Origin of the sequence: Halalkalibaculum sp. DA384 (genome assembly GCF_043951955.1) — a bacterium.
Lineage (GTDB): Bacteria > Bacteroidota > Rhodothermia > Balneolales > Balneolaceae > JAMQKA01.
On the sequence record NZ_JBINJE010000008.1, the window covers coordinates 84460 to 104903 of the forward strand.

The following is a 20444-nucleotide window of genomic DNA, read 5'->3' on the forward strand; positions in this document are numbered from 1 at the left end:
TACAGTTCTTTGGCTAAAAAAGGAAATTTTAATAACGAATGCAGCACCAATACATAATTTTGATTTGTTTTTAATACCTTTGGGTTGAAGTAGCATTCGGGGTGCAAAAAACGACAGTTAAAAATCAGGAAGTTGGATGGATTATTCAGAGTTAGCAGAAGCTCTCCAGGATGGCGATGATGTAAAAGTAAACAAGATTCTTGAGGAGATCATACCCCGCCTGGTCCGTTTTTTGGAGATCCACATGGGGGCCTCAACAGCAGATGCGGAAGATTGTGTGCAGCACTCGCTGGAACGCGTCCTGAAGGTACTCAGGGAGGACGGGTTGAACAATACGGACCGTATACTAACCTACCTTATGAGCACGTGCAGGAATAATTACCTGAAGGAGCAGGAGAAAATAAGGGAAGTAAATTATGATCACGTTCCCAGGACAGAGTTTCACAAGCCCAACCAGGTAAAATCCATACTGGACCGGGAGCGCAAGCAGATTTTGAAGCGCTGCATCGAGGAGCTGAAGGAGATGTATCGCACATTCATCGAGTACTGGTTTGAACACCCCGACTCTGAAGCCGATATGGTAGCCTCCCATTTTGGTATCAGCGTCAATAATGTATGGACCCGGAAGCACCGGGTGATTAAAAAACTGAACCAATGTTACAAGCGGAAAATCAATCAATAAATTTTTTTGTAAGGATTGGTCGTCTTACCGGTCTATATAATAACAGGAGTCCTTTTGAAAACCCGAGGTGTTGGTCAATTCAAGTTTTTGGAATACATACTGACAATGAAGGTACCGTTTCGGATGCCAAGAGAGCTTGCAACAAGAGGGCTGTGAAAAACCAGGAGTTTTGGTCAAGATCAATGCCTGAGCGGATTCGAAACCGCAGTTTATATCTGATAAATGAGGATTTCGCATCCGCAAAAATGACGATATTGGCAAAAACAATGGTTTTGCCAAGCCCTCTAACAAGTAATTTGTAAAACAGAACAACCAGCGTGATGAATCATCAATCAAGAGATATCGAAATTATAAAGCAGATTGATGCCTATTTAAAAGATCAGCTATCTGAACAGGAGACCCGTGAATTTTGGGTTGAACTTTTGAAAAACCAGGAATACCTGGAGTACCTGGAAACCGAAATCGCGGTAAAATCGATTCTTGAGGAACGGAAGAATCGCACGGGAGAAGGACCGGAATCGAAGGTATCAGAACTGCGCCAGTCATGGAAATGGATTGCAGCTGCTGCTTCTGTAGCGATATTGGTGATTGCAATCAATTTTCTCAAAATTGACAGTTCTACTCCTCTATCGGAGCAGACGGTCGGTACCATTAATATGACGAGCAACCTGGCGGCGCCGATGGTCATGCGCTCCCAGAACGCGGAACTTACCGGCGCGGATTCACTTATGAATGTCGGTTTTGAAGCCGCTTTATCCGGGGATATAGGGCGGGCCGTACAGATGTATGAGCGGGTGATTCTACAATATGAGGATACGCCGGTGGCGGCCCGGGCCCACCTGAATATTGGCATTATCCGCTATAATGAGGGCGATTTTCGTACCGCTTCCGATGCGTTCCAGCAAGCTATTTCGATTGCAGAAGATGCCGATCTGTTGAAAGAAAAGGCGTACTGGTACCTGGGGAATGCATATATCAATCTGGACCAGCTGGATAAAGCTCGGGCAGCGATTCAAAAAACGTACCTGCTGGACGGAACCTATCGCAAGCCGGCATATCGCCTGCTGAGAAAACTGGATTACGAGCTGGGCAATATCGACTTCCAGGAGCTTGAGCAGTAGAATTAGTAATTGTGAATTTCGAAGGTCGCATAAACGGGTTAAAGCACCATGTCCGACCGGAAGAATTTTTGTCTGACGAGGAGATAGGACAAAAAAATAGACCGGCTGTTCCCGGCCTTTTTGGGTTCCTTTTGGATCAAGCCAAAAGGAACATTGTATTGAGGGAAACAGCTTTTTTTGATGGGACTTCCCAATCAGCTTTCCTTGTTCGTTATGGGTCACTCACAAAATGAACATCCCATTCCGAGATTACCACTTCTAACAGGAACCTGGCTATCAAAAATTTCCTGTAAAAACACCTATGCAGGAAAATGCAGCTACCCCGGATTTCTCACAGTATTTCGGATAAAATCATGTAACTTCATGGGTGACCATAACTTATACTATTTTTCACTGCCAGATTATCACACACAGAGTGTAAAAGCCTGCGAAATTTGTCTTTCAGCTGCGTTGAAGGGCAAATCACCTGCTCAACGTGCCAATGTACGTCTGCGCGGCCATTTGCCCTTCGCCTTGCTGAAAAATAAATTTCTTGGTGAGGTAAATCCGGGCTAATGTCCATAAAATATTGCATTCAAAACAGCCTGCTTATCCTACTAAGTTATTGATGAATAATCCGGTTAAATAAATGCTGGAGGAGCTGGTAAATACAAGAACTTTTCGGCAACTTGTTCAGAAAATGTAAAGTGGTTCTGTTATTTGTAACAATTTTAGAGATTTATGAATAATGAATTAATTTAAGAGAACTCAAACTCATCATTATTCATTACCTACAACTCCGTGCAAAATCCACTGCTAGACGCTGAAAAAAAAGAGGAACTCTTTGAACAGAACGTTCGCCCCGGCTCAATCGGGGAATTTATAGGTCAGCGCAAAGTGATTCGGAACCTCTCTGTCTTTATTGAAGCTGCCCAGAAACGGGGAGAAGCACTCGACCACGTCATCCTTTCTGGGCCTCCCGGACTGGGCAAAACCACGCTGGCCCACATTATTGCGAACGAGATGGGGGTGCAGATCAAACCGACGACGGGTCCGGTGCTGGAAAAGGCCGGGGACCTGGCCGGCATGTTGACCAACCTGGAGCAGGGCGATGTAATTTTTATCGACGAAATCCACCGGCTGAATCCCGTGGTGGAGGAGTATCTCTACTCGGCGATGGAGGATTACAAGCTTGATATCGTGATCGATTCAGGTCCCAATGCCCGCAGCGTTCAAATCGACCTGAACCGGTTTACCCTGGTGGGAGCCACAACCCGAAAAGGGTTGCTTACAGCCCCGTTGCGCGCCCGTTTCGGCATCGACATGCGGCTGGATTATTACGATGTGGAGCTGTTGCAGCATATTGCGGCGCGCACGGCTAAAATTCTGGACTTCGGCATTACCGACAAGGGAGCGTTTGAAATTGCCCGCCGCAGCCGGGGGACCCCGCGCATTGTTAACAAGCTGTTGCGCCGCACGCGCGACTTTGCCATGGTGGAGGATCTGGATACCATTACCGATGAGATCGCTGACAAAGCCCTCAATGCCCTGGATGTAGATCAAAACGGCTTTGATGAGATGGATATCCGCATCCTGAAGGCGATCATCGAAAACTACTCCGGCGGACCGGTGGGGCTCGGCACACTGGGGGTGGCCGTGGGCGAAGACAAGGGCACGATCGAGGAGGTCTATGAACCCTACCTGATCAAGGAGGGATTCCTGCAGCGCACGCCCAAGGGGCGCATCGCCACCCGAAAGGCGTTTAAATACCTGGGGATCGACCCCGATGAAGAAGCCGAGCCGGGTCTGTTTGGCTGATATCGCGGTAGTTTAATATCTGCACACAGTTCCAGCGTAAGGCACAATACCGGGTGGTTAAAAGCAGATCGAAAGTGTACACTATGATCTTTTTTTCGTAGCTTCACTGCTCAATTTTCAAAGTACCAGGCCACATATTGTTTAAATATTGATTAGCTGACATTATGAAAAACCTTTTTACTTCCGAATCTGTATCAGAGGGACATCCCGACAAGGTAGCAGACCAGATTTCAGATGCTGTTCTGGATGCGATGCTTGCTGAAGATCCGAACTCCAGGGTAGCCGTTGAAACGATGGTAACGACCGGCCTGGCAATTCTTTCCGGCGAAGTGAATACCGAGGCTTATGTAGAAGTGCAGGATATTGTCCGGGAAGTGATTCGTGATATCGGCTATACCAAGGCCTCTTACCGGTTCGATGCCGATTCCTGCGGCATCCTTTCCAGCATCCACCAGCAGAGTCCAGACATTGCGCAGGGGGTCGACGCCGGAGAGGACAAGGAGCTGGGGGCCGGTGACCAGGGCATGATGTTTGGCTACGCGTGCCGGGAGACCGACACCCTGATGCCGATGACGCTGCAGTATTCGCACGATCTGTTGCGGAAGCTGGCGCATATTCGCAAGAATACGGCTCTTATGCCCTACCTGGCGCCCGACAGCAAGAGCCAGGTGACCGTGGAATACGATGAGGAAGGTAATCCCAGGCGGGTGGATACCATACTGATCTCCACCCAGCATGATGAAGAGGTGGACCAGCAGCAGATAAAGCAGGACCTGAAAAAGCACCTCATCCCGGAAGTTATTCCTGAAAACCTGATGGATTCGGAAACCATTTTTCATGTAAATCCCACCGGTAAATTTGTCATCGGCGGCCCGCATGGCGACACGGGCCTGACAGGACGCAAGATTATTGTAGACACCTACGGCGGCCGCGGGGCTCATGGTGGTGGCGCGTTTTCCGGGAAGGATGCCACGAAGGTGGATCGCAGCGCGGCGTATGCTTCGCGTCATATCGCAAAAAATGTGGTGGCGGCCGGGCTGGCCGATGAATGCCTGGTGCAGCTGGCATATGCTATCGGGATTTCGGAACCGGTGTCGGTGAATGTAAGCACGAATGGAACCGGCAAGGTCACGGATGCCGCGCTGGCAGAGGCGATTCTTAAGACGTTTGACTGCACGCCGGCCGGCATTATCGATCGTTTTGACCTGCAGCGCCCGATCTATCAAAAAACGGCGGCATACGGACATTTCGGACGCGAGGAGTTTCCCTGGGAGAAACTGGATTACACCGATAAAATTCAGAACGCGCTGTAATATTAAAAAGTACAAGCTGGCCTCAGGCATTTCTTGTTCGGCTACCGCACGAGTGATATATCAAGTCCAAAAAAAGCTGTTTCCCTCAATACAATGTTCCTTTTGGCTTGATCCAAAAGGAACCCAAAAAGGCCGGGAACAGCCGCAGCAGGCGTGGGGGGGTAGAGAACAATGCCTGTTCCGAACAAGGTCTTGATCCCAAACCTGCTAGGTTTCCCTTCCAGGAAAGGCAATGGCCTTGATAGGGTGCGTCCCTTCCGGAGTACAAACCTCGCAGGTTTCGAGCCGAGCTGACCATCAGACAAGGTAGTACCGGCAGGGCCTCCACGCCCCATTTAAGGCCAGGAAAAGCCGGTCTATTTTTTGTCCTAACTCCTCGTCAGACAAAAATTCTTCCGGTTTCGAAATGATGTTATAACCCGTTTATGCGACCTTCGAAATTCCTGATTCCTAATTCTTCATTCATAATTCCCATCACGGCCACTTCATCCCTTTACATACTTTCATCCAATCGCATGAAGAATTAATTCAGTAGCGATGCGCTGTTATACTTTTCCTGCTTTATTGCTATTCAGGAGAGAGATCAATATATAGAGTTAGATGGCACGATTACCGGTAAAAAGTTGATTTATATTTCTTTAGGTGAATATTCAATCTCCCTGATCCGCTTTGTCGGAGCGGAGGACGCCCCCAATATTTGATGGGGTTGAACACGCTGTAAACGGGTAAACACATTTGGCAGGTACCTGCCAAATGCATATCTGCATGGGATAAAGGAGGGATTCAGATGAATGCGATAAAAGTATATGAAAATGCATTTGGGAAGCGGTAAAAAAGTCAATCAGGCCACCGTTAGCTGCTTAAAATTAATTTCCGGCCTTTTCCTGCGATGTGAAAACAAGAAGAGGGATATCATAGCTCGATCAGCAGTGCGGGTTGAGTTCTATTTAAGGAGTAGTAAAAAAATCCGGGACATTGGTCTTCTGGCTGTTTCTTAGTAAACAGATAGTGAGAAGGACATGAGCTTGGCGGGGATTTTCGCTTCATTCATGTTGGGATAACAGAGCCACAAAAAAGGGGAAGTTGTGGGATTGCACGAGATGTTCAGAAAGCCAGGTACAAGTGATGATTGGCACGGCCGGTCGGCAGAAGAACTCTGGACCGCTTTTCAGTCGGGTAACAGGGGTGCTTTTTCAGAACTATTTTTACGGTATTACGAGCAGCTCTTTCGGTACGGCATGAACTTCTCTTCAGGTTCCGAGGTGGTCAAGGACAGCATCCAAAAGCTATTTTTCCGTCTCTGGCAGAAGCGAACCCTGCTCTCCCGTCCCCGGTCGGTTCGCGGTTACCTGTTTGTGTCGCTTCGCCGGATTTTGCTGAGGTTACATGAGCGTGAAACGTCCCGCCGAGAGCGCAATGCTCGTTATCTTGAACAGGAAGATGAGGCTTTTGTTACCATCGAAGAGGAAATAGTCCGGGAGGAGCAGCGAAAGCGGCGGATGGAGCTGTACAGAAAGTCGGTAGAGGTCCTTTCGCCCCGCCAGAAAGAGGCGCTGTTGCTGCGAGTGGATGAGGGGATGAGCAACGGGGAGATTGCCAAAATCATGGGGATCTCCGACAAAAGGGTGCGCAACCTTATCTACGAGGCGACGCGACGGATACGGGAAGAGATCTATTATTTGACCGAGTAAAATGTGCCGGCACCTCTTAGCCCGGGTTCTACAGTTTTGTAACGTGGAAATCCCATTCCCTACGCAAGGCCAGGCAGGTTGACCGCCTTCCTGGTTCTTTAACCCGGATTATTCACCAAGAAATTTGGTTGTGCACGAGGCGTCCCGGCAATGGCACCAGCAGGCGTACTGAGGTGCGTTGAAGAGCCATTGTCGGGATAACGAAGTGCACGGGCCAATTTCGCAGTTCGTTGCAACGGCACCCAAATTTGAGCTACAGGTAATTTTCGATATATCAACCAACATCACAGGCTTAATTTCATGTTTTACTATTTCGTGAATAATCCGGGTTAACATGCAGAACAAACCAGAAAATAATACCCGGGACAAAATGGTCACGATGGTTTCTTACCAAGTGGAAATATGATAACAAAGATCGTAAAAGATGGATAACAGCAAATTGGAACAATTACTGTCAGATGAATCCTTTGTGCTCTGGCTTAAGGGAGAAGCGTCTCCCGGGCAGAAGGAGCGCTGGGATGTCTGGCTGCAGGAGCAGCCCGGCCGCCGCCAGCTGGTTGCGGACGCGAGAGTGATGATGCAGGCACTTGAGCGGGAGCATGAGCTGCCCGACCCCCATCTAGAGCTGCAGAAGCTGAATCAAAAAATTGACCAGGCTGAACGCGCGTCCTCATCGCAAGCCGGCGCTGCTCCCGGACTGTACCACAGGAGACGTATTGCCCCGGTTGCGGCCGGTATCGTATTTCTTGTCGTACTATTGGGAGGCGTGTTTGCATACCAGGCGTATCCCTCCTACCAGCAGTCCATTGAGTCCACTGCTGAAAAGACCCAAACGACGCCGGTTAAAGAATATGAGACCGATTATGGCGAAAAGCTGACATTCCGACTCAGTGACGGGTCCCGGATTGTGTTGAATGCCAACTCAGAGCTACGTTTTTCCTCCCGGATTGAAGAAGGGCTCAATACGGAAGTCTGGTTGAAGGGGGAGGCGTATTTTGATATCACCCACCTGGAAGATGAACAGCAGCGTACGTTTACCGTTCACACCGACAATGGGTCTGTTCAGGTGCTGGGGACCCGTTTCGCGGTCAACACGTTCAGGGGGCGGACCCAGACGGTGCTGGAAGAAGGCGAAGTCAGTGTTCGGGTCAGGGATGAAGATACCGGCAAACCCAATGAGTACCTGCTGGAGCCCGGTGAGATGGTCCAGTTTAAAGCCTACGATAACAAAATCGCAGTCAAGCAGGTCAACACCCGCGTCTATACCTCCTGGAAAGAGGACAAGCTGATTTTTGAAAAGACGCCTATGGAAGAGGTGGCCAGGCGAATTGAAGATACATTTGGGGTGGAGGTGGTACTGAGCAGCAAATTCAGCAAAGAAAAGCTGTCCGGTTCTATTAAAAGCGACAACATTGAAGTCTTGCGGGAAGCACTGGAAAAGATTTTGAGGACAGAGATTGTACAACGGGGAAATAAGCTCTTAATAGGAGATGTGACCCAAAATTGATTGGAAATTAACCCTTACAAACAAAGCAAAAAGGATAGATATGAATAAGCTACGGTTGACGATTATACTGTTTATGGTCTCGATGCTGGTTCAGGGGACATGGCCACATCAAAGTATAGCCCAGGGCGGAGCAGAGAATAAAGTACTCCTGAGTAGTACGGATGTGATGAAGAACCTGCAGGGCAAGGAGATGGTTGCGCTGCAGGATCTGTTAACGGCACTGGAGCAGCAGTTTGATGTCACTTTTCTGTACCGCAACCAGGTAGTGGAAAACAAGATGGTACCCTCCGATAAAATTAACCTGGAAGAGAGCACTCAGGCGGGTCGTAGCCTCTCTATGATACTGCAGGGCCTGGATCTTTCCTTTCAGCGAATCGATGCCCAGACATATGTTTTGTTGAACGGGCAGCCCTCATTCAGGCGGGCCCCGGTGCTGGAACAGGTGACCGGCCAGGTGACGGATGCTTCCACGGGTGAAACAATGCCCGGCGTAAACGTGCTGGTGAAGGGAACTACCACGGGTACTTCAACAGATTCAGAAGGCCGCTACGAGCTCTCGGTCCCATCTCTGCAGGATACGCTGGTGTTTTCCTTTATCGGTTATCAGCGGCAAGAGGTGCCGATTGATGGGCGGACGGAGATTGATCTTGAGTTGCAATCTCAGGCGGTTTCAGGGGATGAGTTAGTAGTTATTGGTTACGGCACTACTCGTAAAGAAGAACTAACGGGTTCAGTTAGTAAAGTCGAAGGTGAGGCTTTAGAAAATGTACCAAATTCACGGGTAGATCAGATTCTGCAAGGTCGTGCAGCAGGTGTTCAAGTTACTCAGGTCAGTGGTGAACCAGGCTCTGCTTCCTCCATTCGTATTCGCGGGGGGAATTCCATCCAGGGAAACAATGAACCGCTCTGGGTAATTGACGGTGTTATTGTGGGGCAGAATTTCAACTTAAATAATATCAACAGCAACGATATTGAATCGATCGACATCCTTAAAGATGCCACGGCGGTTTCGATCTACGGTACCAGGGGAGCGAATGGAGTTATCCTGGTGACCACGAAAAGTGGTTCAGGCTTAAGTGCGGGAAGCCCAGAAATCTCGATCAGTGCCTACTCCGGTATACAGTCCATGACGGAAACGGTCGACTTCTTAAATGGACGGGAACACGCGGAATACGCCAACGAAGATGCAGAGTTCAGAAGTGCAGCCCTTCCGTTCTCCAATATTGATAACGTTCCTAACGTGGATTGGATCGACCAGGTCACGCGCGATGCCAGTGTTCATAATGTAGATCTATCCGTTGCAGGTACTTCGGAGGATCAAAAAATAAATTACTATCTGTCGGCTAATCACTTTAACCAAGAAGGAGTTGTCCGCGAATCCCAGATAAAGAAGTATATCTTTAGGACGAACCTTGATTACCAGTTGTCAGATGCTGTACAAACGGGATTTAGACTTAATATTTCGAGGCTGGAACAAAAGAACAACGTGGTAAATATAGCCCAGGTATTTCGGGATATCCTCCCCAACAGGGCCATTTATAATGATGAAGGATTATTCTCAGAAGAAAATCCTGTGTCGGCCTCAATCCAGTCAAACCCCGAGGCTGATATACAGCTCCAGGATAATCACGATTTCGTGACAAATATCCTGGGCAATGTCTTTGTTGAAATAGAACCGATCACAAATTTGAGTATTCGGTCCACATTCAGCCCGGAGATCAATGAAAACAAGCTGAACCAGTTTAATCCGGGAGCATTGCCAGAGAACAGGGTCATTAATGCGGGTGGGAATGCCCGCGTAAGCACCAGTTCCAGCATCGGGTTCATCAATGAAAACACCGTCTCCTACAATACCGATCTGGGAGTTGATCACAGTCTTGATCTGCTGGGGGGATTCACCGTTCAGAAACTGCTGGTAGAGGATAACCTGGCCCGCGCCTTTGAGTTTTCAAATGATATTACCGGGTACAACAACCTCTCCTTTGGGTCAAACCCGAACCGTAATGTTGTGGGTTCCGACTTCAATGCCTTCCAGCTAGTCTCCTGGCTCGGTCGGGCCAACTACAGCTACATGGATAAATACCTGTTAACGGTAGTTGGCCGTGTAGATGGTTCCTCACGATTTGCACCGGGGAATAAATATGGATTTTTCCCCTCTGCGGCGGTCGGCTGGAGATTGTCCCAGGAACCGTTTATTAAGGATTTGGATGTTTTTGACTTGTTGAAACTTCGTGCCAGTTACGGTATTTCCGGCAGCCAGGCGATTGAATCGTTTAGAACCTTGGCCCTGCTCGATAATGCCAACACCACCTTTAATGGTGCCGAGCAAGCAGGGGTAACGCTGGGACGTCCAGCCAATGAAGATCTGAAGTGGGAGACCACCGAACAGCTTGATATCGGTCTTGAGTCGGCTTTTTACGACAGCCGCCTCTCGGTTGAGCTGGATTACTACTACAAAAAGACTTCGGACCTGCTGCTGAACGTTCAAATTCCCCGTCAAACAGGGTTCGTGAGCAGGCTCCAGAACCTGGGACAGATTGAAAACAAGGGGTTGGAGATGATGGTTAATACCGTCAATATTTCCAATGAAGACCTGAGGTGGTCTAGCACGCTCTCCATTTCCGGGAATAGAAATGAAGTTGTAGACCTGGGAGGTGTTGATTTTATAAATGTAGTTGACCCCTCAAGTACGGGTCAGGGTGGTCCCAGCGGGCGACTGATCGTTGGTGAAAGCGCCCCGGTATTTGTGGGTGTTGAGTACCTTGGAACCTGGAAATCCCAGGAAGAGATCGACGCCTCCGGCCAGGTTGGTGTTGACGTCGGAGGTCCTCGCTTTAAGGATACCAATGGCGACGGCCAGATTACAGAAGATGATTTTGAAGTGCTGGGCAGCCCACAGCCGGATTTTATCTACGGTTTCCAAAACTCAGTATCCTATAAAAACTGGGCGCTGGACTTCTCCATTCAGGGAACATACGGAAACGAGGTGTTTAACAGCCTCACACAGACCGCCTTTTTCGGACGGGCTGAGCGTACCAAGTATGCGGAAACCCTGGATCGATGGACCCCAAATAACCAGGATTCCGATATTCCCAGGGCCGGAACAGTAGCTTCGCTGGCAGAAATAAAAAGTAACTCTGAGCAGATTGAGGATGCCACCCATTTGCGCCTCAAGAACTTGAAGCTCTCTTACAACCTGCCGGTAGAAAAATGGGGATTGAATTCGTTTAAGAACCTGAGTGTCTATTTCTCTGGAACCAATCTGTTTATCCTGTCAAACTTCCGGTTGAACGATCCCGAAACCAGCATGTTCGGCAGAAGCAACGTGGCCTTCGGGTTTTCGCAGGGTGAATATCCCAGTGCCAGGACGCTTTCCCTGGGTATCAAGGCAACCCTTTAATGAAGACTAACCACGGTATTTCATTGAAAAAAATTAATCTAAATATCAGCGTTATGAAAAATTTTAAATTTAACATCATACTGATTGTTTTGTTGGTGGGCTCTTCATTCAGTTGCGATAATTTCCTGGCCGAGGAGCCTCGGGATATCGTATCGCCCTCTAATTTTTTTAACTCAAGTGCAGAGGTAAAGTCGGCTGTCAACGGCTTGTACACGATCTATAAAAACAATTCGCTGCATGCCAAGATCGGGCTGGACCGATTCTACGAGAATGGAGCGGATGTGATCGGCCCCAACAGGCTATTCGGGCAGGTTGAACCGATTCAAAATTATACGCTAAATGAAGGAAATGTCGGGGATATCTCGCAGGGGGGCGGTGCTCCGCTTACTTGGCAGGATCTATACCGGGTTATCCAGAATTCCAATATCATACTGGCAAGTGTAGAGGGCAATGAAAATATTAGACCTGAAGACCGAGACCAGTTCATTGGAGAAACCCTTTTTATGCGGTCATATTCCTACTACCACCTAACCAACCTTTGGGGAGATGTACCCTATTTCAGGGAAAACCTTTCGATTGAGGAGATCCGCACACTTGGTCGTACCGACAAGACCCAGATTCGTAATGATATCCTGCAGGACCTGCAACAAGCCCAGGATCTATTGGCCGACAGCTACAGCGGTAGTGAACAGGGTCGGGCTTCAAAGTGGACCGCAGCGACGGTTATGGTCAAAATCTACTTGATACAGGAGAAATGGCAAGAGGCCCGTGACAAAGCGGTTGAGATAATCAACGAATCACCCCACCGGCTGCTGGATAATTATGCCGACGTTTTTGCCCCGGATAACGAGTACAATGACGAGGTGATCTGGTCGATAGATTTTGTCAAGGATACGAACCCCGACGATTGGGTGGATCACTTTACGCCGCGTATCCGCGATGAGCCGCAGAACAGCAGCGAGCGTGATGCTCTAAGTGCGGATCTTAGCAGCAGGAATGAAGGATTTACCGGCTATGGCCTGGCCATTCCACTGCCCGACTATGTCAACGAATTTCCCACTGATGACTTGAGGAGATCCTCCAACATTGTGACCAACTACCTGGGTTACGACTTAAATTTTCCCTACATGCCCAAGATGTGGAACCTGGACCAGATCGGTTCACCAAGGGGCAATCACGGTGACAACAAGATCATCTTCCGTCTCGCGGATGTATACTTGATGGCAGCTGAAGCCGAAAATGAACTGAACGGCCCGGCAAATGCCTACCAGTATATCAATCGTGTGCGGGAACGCGCCTATGATCCCGATCAGCCTCTTTCCGGTTTGAGCCAGGAGGAGTTTCGGCAAGCCATATATGATGAACGCCGTTGGGAGCTTGGCGGCGAAGGGCACCGCCGGCTGGACCTGATTCGCTGGGGAATCCTGGAAGAGGTGGTCAAGGATACCGAATACCGGGTGTACAACCCGGCTGCCAATATTGAGCCCAAGCATGTATTGCTGCCAATTCCAACAGAAGAGCTGAATCTTAACCCGGCCCTGCTGGAATCGGATCCGACCAACAATGGGTATAGGTAACCAGGAGCAGGAAATTAGTGAAACCTATTGATTGATCAACAACAATAAATAGCAAGTTCAAACGAGCCCGCAGGGGAAGAGATCATTCACTGCGGGCTCATTTTTTGGGATATAATTATGATGGGATATAATGCAAGATTGCTAGTGTATGGACTCTTCACAGTCATAGTGGTAGTAATGTGTTCTGGCTGTAATGAGCAAAGTAATAAGGAAACTGATCCCGAAAAGCCCAACATTATCTACATTTTGGCGGATGACCTGGGATACGGCGAATTGGGCGCTTATGGACAGGAAAAAATTGAGACGCCAAATATCGATGCTCTGGCCGAAAACGGAATGCTGTTTACCCAGCACTACTCGGGCTCCCCGGTTTGTGCCCCTTCCCGTTACATGCTGTTAACTGGCAAGCACCCGGGACACGCCTATATCCGGGCCAACGATGAATGGACGGAGCGCGGGGACGTATGGGATTTTGAGAAAGCCTCCAATAACCCGGAGCTAGAAGGACAGCGTCCCATACCGGCAGAGACTATAACAATTGGTGAGGTGTTACAAAGCGCAGGTTATAAGACAGCCTTCGTTGGCAAGTGGGGGTTAGGGGCGCCCGGTACTGAAGGTATCCCCAACAAGCAGGGGTTTGATTACTTTTTCGGGTATAACGGGCAGCGGCAGGCGCATACCTACTATCCTCTGCATCTGTGGGAAAATGAAGAAAAAGTTCCGCTGGATAACAAGCTGGTAGAGCCCAATACCAAACTGGAGGAAGGGGCCGATCCATATGATCCCCAAAGCTACGCGAAATACCAGTTAAGCGAGTATGCTCCAGATTTAATGATAGAGAGGACACTCAAGTTTATTGAGAAGAGCGAAAATGAACCGTTTTTCCTTGAATTTGCCACCCCCATTCCTCACGTACCGTTGCAGGCCCCGCAAAAGTGGATCGATTACTACAGGGAAAAATTTGGCGATGAAGAGCCTTACCTGGGAGAAAATAGGTATTTTCCTGCGCGTTACCCGCACGCTACCTATGCGGCCATGATTTCCTATATGGATCAGCAGGTGGGCCAGATTGTGAGTAAACTCAAGGAGATGGGGGGCTATGAAAATACGTTGATAATATTTAGCAGTGATAACGGCCCCAGTAGTGTGGGCGGTGCAGACCCGCAATTTTTTGAGAGTGCCACCCCGTTCAATAGCGGAAAAGAGTGGATTAAGGGCTATCTGCATGAAGGAGGGATTCGGGTGCCTATGATCGCTTCATGGCCTAGGGTTATCGAAGCCGGGAGTCGCTCAGATCATATCTCCGCTTTTTGGGATGTTATGCCCACTCTTGCCGAGGTAGCCGGGGCTGAACTTCCCCCTGGTAGAGATGGAACCAGTTTTCTATCCACACTTAAAGGAGATAAAGGGCAGGATAAGCACGAATACTTATACTGGGAATTTCCCGCCTATAGCGGACAGCAGGCCGTACGGATGGGCAAGTGGAAAGGAATTCGGGAAAACATCTTTGACGGGAATATGGAAATACAGCTGTTCAACCTGGAGGAGGATACGTTGGAGGTAAATGATGTGTCGGCTCAATACCCTGAAATCGTAGACCGAATGGAACAGATAATGGTGAAAGAACACGAAAAACCGGCCCTGGAAAGCATGGAGATGGCCCCTCTGGGAGACTGATCTTGATAAATGACCGTTTTCAAGAGTGCGTTTAATTATTAAAACAAAGATTGAATGTTGGACTCATCCACTCATTTTATGTTTCTTGTTTGTCGAATAAACCAATAACAGTCGGGATTAAGAATGAAGAAGCTCCTAAGTTGTATACTTTTACTAACCTTTGCTTTATCTCTCCAGGCCCAGCAGCGACCCAACATCATCTGGCTGATAGCCGAGGATATTAGCACAGATCTCGAAACTTACGGCATGGCCGGGGTGGAGACGCCCAACTTAAATAAACTGGCCGAACAGGGCATCAAGTATACCAACGCCTTCAGCACCAACCCGATCTGTTCTCCCAATCGATCGGCAATGATGGTGGGGGCGCACCAGAATATGATCGGCGCGCAGCACCACCGGAGCAACCGCAACCGCGTGCTGCCCGATCCTTATAAACCGATTACATATTGGCTTCGAAAAGCAGGCTACACTAATATCGTAGGGCATCACGGGGTGATGGGTAACGGTCGTAAAATTGATGTCAATTTTAAACATGAACGCCTTGGTCCTTATAATGGCGAGGACGCTTTTGGCATTTTTGATAAGCTGGATACCCTTGGCGTTGAAGAGCAACCTTTCTTTGCCCAGGTACAACTGAATGTGACTCATCGCGGGGACTGGTGGAACCGGATTCGGAGGGAATCCCCGGACCCGGTTGATCCGGAGAGTATCGAACTTCCACCATATATGGCCGATCATCCTGTCATACGGATGGACTGGGCCCGCTACCTCGACCAGATAGAGTATATGGACCGCGAGGTAGGCATGATTATGGAAGAGCTTGAAGAAAAAGGCATAGCCGAAAATACGGTTGTAATTTTTGTTGGTGATAATGGGCGGGCCAACATTCGAGGCAAAGGCTACCTTTATGACCCGGGACTGCGCGTACCATTGCTTGTGCGTTGGCCGGAAAAGCTTGAGGGTGGACAGGTTAGTGACCAGGTCATTAGCACAACCGATATTACCGCCTCCACTCTGCAGCTGGCGGGGGCCGAGCTGCCAGACTATCTCACAGGCATTCCATTTATAAATACAGAGTCCAGCCGCAAAGCGGTGTTCTCTGCTCGTGATTTATGGGATGAAGTTATGGAACGGTCGCGCAGTGTTTCCACCGAGCGATTTAAATATATTCGTCATGACATGCCATGGGTTCCATTTGATGCCGCCCAGGCTTACCTTGAATTTTATCGTCCCGCTGTACATGTGATGCGCTCCCTGTATCACCAGGGGAAGCTCGACTCGCTACAGGCCAGCTTTTTTACAGGTGCCAAACCAACTGAGGAGTTATACGATCTCCAGGAAGATCCCCACGAGACCAACAATTTAATTAATGATCCGGACTATAGGGATCAGCTCCGCCGGTTGCGGGATATGCTTGAAGAGTGGGAGGCCACCCTTCCTGCCAGTTCCCCAAATGATCATGACCTGGTGGTTCCCATTGCCCCGGAACTGCTGGAGTGGGTACAGTATGAACGTACGCCACGCTACCTGGATATGCTAGAGGGGGAAGAAATCGGCTTCGGCCGAATGCTGCGTCAATATCGTAATCGTAACTAAATAATAAATAGAAGACTCCCCGGTAAAATGATAAATAAAACTACGAGTTTTACGTCACTAACAGTTACAACGATGCTGGCCGGCTTGCTATTGGCGGGATGCAGCAGTAACTCAAGGAATGGAGATCAGGATACGGGCGGAAAACCTAATATCCTGCTTATTAATATAGATGACCTGGGCTGGAAAGATCTGGGCTATATGGGCAGTACCTACTACGAGACGCCCAACATTGACCAGCTCGCGACCCGGGGAATGGTGTTTAGCGAAGCCTACGCTTCAGCGGCCAACTGTGCCCCAAGCCGCGCAGCCCTGTTCAGCGGGATGAGTGCCCCACGCACGGGCGTGTATACGGTTGCGAATTCTGATCGAGGGGATGCAATTCATCGCAAGCTGATTCCAATAGAAAACACCATTCATCTGGCCGACAGCGTCGTGACGGTATCGGAAGTGTTGCAGCAGCATGGATACCGGACCGCCCATGTTGGTAAATGGCACTTGGGGGAGGATCCCAAAACCCAGGGGTTTGACATCAATATCGCCGGGCTTGAGGCAGGGAATCCATCGGCCGGCGATCTGGGAGGTTATTTTGCCCCGTACAATAATCCGTACCTGGAAGAAGGCCCGGAAGGAGAATATTTGAACGACCGCATAACCACGGAGGCGCTTTCCTTCCTGAAGTCAACCGAAGGCCAGCCGTTTTTTATGAATTATGCTCCCTACATCGTGCATACGCCCATTCAGCCTAAGCAAGAACTGGAGGAAAAATATAAGCAGAAACAGGGATCTCAAATCCACAACAATCCCGGGTACGGCGCGATGGTGGAAACGATGGATCACAATGTAGGACGGATTTTGAATTACCTGAAGGAATCCGGCCAGTTTGACAATACCCTGATCATTTTTACCAGTGATAACGGAGGGCTTTACCGTGTGAGTATGCAGTATCCCTTAAGAGCGGGAAAAGGGGCCTATTATGAAGGGGGTATTCGCGTGCCCATGATTGCCACCTGGCCCGGGGTGATATCGGCCGGGAGTACTTCGGACGAGCCAGTGACCAATCTTGATTTTTATCCCACGTTCCTGGATGTGGCTGGCACCCCCAGACCGGAAGGGAAAATATTGGATGGAACGAGTCTGGTGCCGCTGTTTGAAGGAGGTTCGATCGAGGAACGTTACCTAGTTTGGCATTTCCCGATTTATCTACAGGCCTATGAACCGGGGGCAAATCCTGACTTGCCGAATCCTTATTTTCGAACCACACCCGGATCCGTCATCCGGAAAGGGCCCTGGAAGCTACATGAGTACTTTGAGGATGGACACATTGAACTCTATAACCTGGATACCGATATCGGGGAGCAGAAAAATCTGAAGGATCTCTACCCGGGGAAAGTGGATGAACTTTACCGGGAGCTGGAAAATTGGCGCCAGCAGACCAATGCGCCGGTGCCAACGCAACGGAACCCGGAATACCAAGATTAGAACTATCTCTATTAATTTTATCTGGTCATTATCAATATGGATCGCAAAGAAAGTATAAAAACGATGTTGCTGGGAACTTTTTCCGTTCCCTTCTTGAACCAAAAAAACTTGCTCCTTCGAAATTCGCTGGCAGGACGTGACGAAGGCAGCTGGATAAAGGCGTTTAACATTGAATCACTTACGCCCAAGAAAAAAATTGGTGGATTGATCCGCTTCAATGACCCTTCGTTTTTTGAGGCGGTCAATGGTCGCCTGGTAACCCAGCATGGAAAGTTCAAGCGGCACCGAACCTTCCTGTTTCCCCAGTGGGAAATGAGCTCCTATCCATACCGGGTGCGGGTCACTTTGCGAAAACAGGATCATAAACCGGTTTCTGCGGGATTGATATTCGGGGCCAAAACACCGTATGAATTTGAGCTGGGCGGACCCGATGCTCATGGAGCCTTGTTTGCCTACTTGAGTGAGAACGATTTTGCTCTCCGGGATCACCGGACGGATAGAGCAAAAGTTTGGAAGGATAGAAGAACTGAGCTTGCTAGCCCGTGGAAGCAGGGCGAAACAGTTACGATGACCCTGAACCTGTCCGAAGGAGGCGCCCGCGGCATGGTATCTGCCCGGCTGGAGGGCGACCTCCAGGCCGAATTACCTCAAACCCCGATTGACTTGGGCAAACCGGATGAAGTGACCGGCAATCCCCATATTCGCGGGTATGGATACTGGGGCTTTTCGGTGGATGGACCAGGGGAAGTTGAGATCCTGGATATCGAACTGGATCCAGGAAATAACAAGCCGATCAGTGAAGGATTGCAGGGATATGAAAGAGCCTGCGAATGGTGTGTAGTAAAATCCAACCAGCAACAGTATATGACTCTGACGTTTGCACTCCGAGAGGCAAAACAAACCTCGGTTTCAATACAAAAGGGGAACCAGTGGAGAGAGTCTAACCCTATTCCCGGAACTTCTGAAGAGAAAAACGGTGGGATGACGGTTTACACTCATAAAGTTACCTGGGAGGGAGACCGCCCCAGCCGTTACCGTCTGCTGCAGGATGGAGAATCTATTTTCGAGGGAAGGATCCCCCCATTTAATAACAACTGGGAGGATAAGCGCGAAGTGGTCGGCATAGGCATGTCTTGCAACGAGGTATGGCGCTATAAGCAGCAAAATCAGCTCAACTGGTTTGACCATATACTGACCGAGCAGCGCTGGCAGGGGCACGGGGAGCAGATCGCATTCGATCGTCATTCCGATAACATTGGCGATACCGGGGCGGAGTATATTAAATACCAGGGCACAGGCAACAGTTGGCCCGACTTTATTTTTGCGGGAGACGACTATCCCGGCTACCCCGATAATCCGATCCTGACGCTGAGTGAGGTCGATTACCAGCAGCGGATCTGGGATGTATTTGCCGCTTGTGATGCCCAGCGTGAGCTTCATGGGAATGTGCCGTCGGCCTTTAAAGGCGGGGATCACGAGTTTGCAAACGCTACGCCACTTCAGCCGGGCGGAGCCCAGGGACAGTATTACCCGAACTATATTAAAAATGCTTACCAGGCGATTAGCTTGGATGGACATGAGCCGGTGAGTGACGACGAAGTTTCCTTTATCTCAAGGCCGATCCCGGGGTGGATTGAAGTATTCCATATTGTGACCCGGTATAACCAAACCGTGAATATTGGTACGCGTAAGTATCCCAATCACATTGACGAGACCAACGAGCAATCTCCCTCCGGAACTGAGGTCATGCATCAGCTGGAACGCTGGGCCCGAACGTCTCCGGCTCCCTTTAAAATTGTTCACGGAGATCACCCGCTCGGCGATATTCGAACTGCTTCTCCCAAAGAAACCTACCGGTTGTATCCATGGGAGCGACGCCGGCTGGCACGTCTCATCGTGGAAACCGGCCTGATGTACGCGATTGGTGATGAGCACAACCTCAGGCTGGTGAAATACACCGACTTTTCGGAGACCTATCCCAACGATCCCATCCTGAAGCCCCTGACCGATGTGAGTGTGTATGAATTTGGACTTTCCAACCTGTCTGGGGAATGGTTCCGTCATATCCGCGAAAGCGGGGTCTCGGAAGAGGGCATAAAGTATGATGTACTGCATCAGACCCCCGATAAAACGCAGGCGATAACCCACGGTTTCCAGAAATGGAACGGGTATACTGTATTCCGGTTCAACAAAAACCAGCGATCGGTAAAATTTGAGATCTGGAAACGCCATAATAAAGCCCCCGATTACCCGGCCAAAGACCCGAGGCGCGAGGATCCCGATTATTCGCTGACGTTCTCACCAAATGAGATCATGTGGGATAGTTCCATGCTTCCTGAAATTGATCTGACTAGGAAGGGCTTAAAGATGGAAGAGGCAGAAAATGTGCCATTTACCGTGTACAAAAATAATGGTCAAATGCTCTACACAAATCGAGCTGATAAAAAAGGAAGAATTTTACAGATGCCAGCCCCCTCTTTAGAAGTGGGTACTGAGACAAGTATAAAAATTCCATCCGGTACTAGGATAACTGTAAAAACTATTTAAATATTCATCTGTTTGTATCTGGTTCGAGCTAAGATATGACCGTGACCCAAAAGTGGT

Annotated in this window: 13 protein-coding genes; all 13 read left to right on the plus strand. The window is 49.2% G+C overall.

What is annotated here, in order from left to right:
* Positions 1–136: 136 nt before the first annotated feature.
* Complete coding sequence (locus tag ACG2E4_RS06880; RefSeq protein ID WP_395276088.1) at positions 137–682, plus strand: RNA polymerase sigma factor; 546 nt, start codon at positions 137–139, stop codon at positions 680–682.
* A 320-nt stretch (positions 683–1002) separates the two neighbouring features.
* Positions 1003–1803: a tetratricopeptide repeat protein gene (locus ACG2E4_RS06885; RefSeq protein WP_395276089.1), complete on the plus strand. Its 801-nt coding sequence runs from the start codon at positions 1003–1005 to the stop codon at positions 1801–1803.
* 180 nt (positions 1804–1983) lie between these two features.
* Positions 1984–2358, plus strand: a complete 375-nt coding sequence (locus ACG2E4_RS06890; protein WP_395276090.1) for a hypothetical protein — start codon at positions 1984–1986, stop codon at positions 2356–2358.
* Between the two features lie 225 nt (positions 2359–2583).
* Positions 2584–3600 carry a Holliday junction branch migration DNA helicase RuvB gene (gene ruvB / locus ACG2E4_RS06895; protein WP_395260104.1) on the plus strand — a complete coding sequence of 339 codons (1017 nt, stop codon included), beginning with the start codon at positions 2584–2586 and terminating at the stop codon, positions 3598–3600.
* A gap of 164 nt (positions 3601–3764) precedes the next feature.
* Positions 3765–4913, plus strand: coding sequence for a methionine adenosyltransferase (gene metK, locus ACG2E4_RS06900; protein WP_395276091.1), 1149 nt, complete (start codon positions 3765–3767; stop codon positions 4911–4913).
* 1100 nt (positions 4914–6013) lie between these two features.
* Positions 6014–6604, plus strand: a complete 591-nt coding sequence (locus ACG2E4_RS06905) for an RNA polymerase sigma factor (protein ID WP_395276092.1) — start codon at positions 6014–6016, stop codon at positions 6602–6604.
* Positions 6605–7028: 424 nt separating this feature from the next.
* On the plus strand, positions 7029–8111 hold the full coding sequence (locus tag ACG2E4_RS06910) for a FecR family protein (protein WP_395276093.1): 1083 nt from the start codon (positions 7029–7031) through the stop codon (positions 8109–8111).
* Positions 8112–8151: 40 nt separating this feature from the next.
* The gene (locus tag ACG2E4_RS06915; protein WP_395276094.1) at positions 8152–11511 is read left to right on the plus strand and encodes a SusC/RagA family TonB-linked outer membrane protein; all 3360 of its coding nucleotides are present in this window, start codon (positions 8152–8154) and stop codon (positions 11509–11511) included.
* Positions 11512–11564: 53 nt separating this feature from the next.
* On the plus strand, positions 11565–13088 hold the full coding sequence (locus tag ACG2E4_RS06920) for a RagB/SusD family nutrient uptake outer membrane protein (RefSeq protein WP_395276095.1): 1524 nt from the start codon (positions 11565–11567) through the stop codon (positions 13086–13088).
* 177 nt (positions 13089–13265) lie between these two features.
* Positions 13266–14765: an arylsulfatase gene (locus tag ACG2E4_RS06925; RefSeq protein WP_395276096.1), complete on the plus strand. Its 1500-nt coding sequence runs from the start codon at positions 13266–13268 to the stop codon at positions 14763–14765.
* A 123-nt stretch (positions 14766–14888) separates the two neighbouring features.
* Positions 14889–16361 (plus strand): sulfatase, encoded by a 1473-nt coding sequence (locus tag ACG2E4_RS06930; protein ID WP_395276097.1) that lies wholly within the window; start codon positions 14889–14891, stop codon positions 16359–16361.
* A 72-nt stretch (positions 16362–16433) separates the two neighbouring features.
* On the plus strand, positions 16434–17840 hold the full coding sequence (locus ACG2E4_RS06935; RefSeq protein ID WP_395276098.1) for a sulfatase: 1407 nt from the start codon (positions 16434–16436) through the stop codon (positions 17838–17840).
* A gap of 36 nt (positions 17841–17876) precedes the next feature.
* Positions 17877–20387 (plus strand): hypothetical protein, encoded by a 2511-nt coding sequence (locus tag ACG2E4_RS06940; protein WP_395276099.1) that lies wholly within the window; start codon positions 17877–17879, stop codon positions 20385–20387.
* Positions 20388–20444: the final 57 nt, after the last annotated feature.

Coding starts and splice junctions, on each gene's coding strand:
- ACG2E4_RS06880 (WP_395276088.1), top strand. CDS start 137: ATGGATTATTCAGAGTTAGCAGAAGCTCTCCAGGATGGCGATGATGTA.
- ACG2E4_RS06885 (WP_395276089.1), top strand. CDS start 1,003: ATGAATCATCAATCAAGAGATATCGAAATTATAAAGCAGATTGATGCC.
- ACG2E4_RS06890 (WP_395276090.1), top strand. CDS start 1,984: ATGGGACTTCCCAATCAGCTTTCCTTGTTCGTTATGGGTCACTCACAA.
- metK (WP_395276091.1), top strand. CDS start 3,765: ATGAAAAACCTTTTTACTTCCGAATCTGTATCAGAGGGACATCCCGAC.
- ACG2E4_RS06905 (WP_395276092.1), top strand. CDS start 6,014: ATGTTCAGAAAGCCAGGTACAAGTGATGATTGGCACGGCCGGTCGGCA.
- ACG2E4_RS06910 (WP_395276093.1), top strand. CDS start 7,029: ATGGATAACAGCAAATTGGAACAATTACTGTCAGATGAATCCTTTGTG.
- ACG2E4_RS06915 (WP_395276094.1), top strand. CDS start 8,152: ATGAATAAGCTACGGTTGACGATTATACTGTTTATGGTCTCGATGCTG.
- ACG2E4_RS06920 (WP_395276095.1), top strand. CDS start 11,565: ATGAAAAATTTTAAATTTAACATCATACTGATTGTTTTGTTGGTGGGC.
- ACG2E4_RS06925 (WP_395276096.1), top strand. CDS start 13,266: ATGTGTTCTGGCTGTAATGAGCAAAGTAATAAGGAAACTGATCCCGAA.
- ACG2E4_RS06930 (WP_395276097.1), top strand. CDS start 14,889: ATGAAGAAGCTCCTAAGTTGTATACTTTTACTAACCTTTGCTTTATCT.
- ACG2E4_RS06935 (WP_395276098.1), top strand. CDS start 16,434: ATGCTGGCCGGCTTGCTATTGGCGGGATGCAGCAGTAACTCAAGGAAT.
- ACG2E4_RS06940 (WP_395276099.1), top strand. CDS start 17,877: ATGGATCGCAAAGAAAGTATAAAAACGATGTTGCTGGGAACTTTTTCC.